Source organism: Pseudomonas fluorescens, assembly GCF_000968015.1.
In the GTDB taxonomy this organism is placed as follows: Bacteria; Pseudomonadota; Gammaproteobacteria; order Pseudomonadales; family Pseudomonadaceae; genus Aquipseudomonas; species Aquipseudomonas fluorescens_W.
Genome location: NZ_LACH01000079.1, coordinates 1 through 646, shown reverse-complemented (window position 1 = coordinate 646; position 646 = coordinate 1). Strand labels below are relative to the sequence as shown.

At 60.5% G+C, this 646-nt stretch carries 1 protein-coding gene; it reads left to right on the top strand.

Annotated features, from left to right (window positions below):
• Positions 1-646, top strand: a 646-nt coding sequence (locus VD17_RS32815) for an efflux RND transporter permease subunit (protein WP_046056873.1), incomplete at both ends; no start/stop codon positions are given.

The following is a 646-nucleotide window of genomic DNA, read 5'->3' as shown; positions in this document are numbered from 1 at the left end:
TGCGCAGCGGCAAGAACGCCCGAGAAACCATCGCGGCGGTCAAGGCCAAACTCGACGACTTGAAAAGCAGTCTGCCGGCCGGGGTGGAAATCGTCACCACCTACGACCGCAGCAAGCTGATCGACCGCGCCGTGGAAAACCTCAGCCACAAACTGATCGAAGAGTTCATCGTTGTCGCTTTAGTGTGCGGGATATTTCTCTGGCACCTGCGCTCATCCCTGGTGGCCATTATCTCGCTGCCGGTGGGAGTGTTGATTGCCTTCATCGTCATGCGCTACCAGGGAATCAACGCCAACATCATGTCCTTGGGTGGGATTGCCATCGCCATCGGCGCCATGGTCGATGCCGCCGTGGTGATGATCGAGAACGCTCATAAGAAGGTCGAGGCCTGGCACGCGGCCCACCCGGGGGAAGAGCTGAAGGGCGAACATCACTGGCATGTGATGACCGAAGCGGCGGCCGAGGTGGGGCCGGCGCTGTTCTTCTGCCTGTTGATCATCACCCTGTCGTTCATTCCAGTGTTCACCCTGGAAGCGCAAGAGGGCCGCCTGTTTGGCCCCCTCGCCTTCACCAAGACCTATGCCATGGCGGCGGCGGCCGGACTGTCGGTAACTCTGGTGCCGGTGCTGATGGGCTACTGGATTCG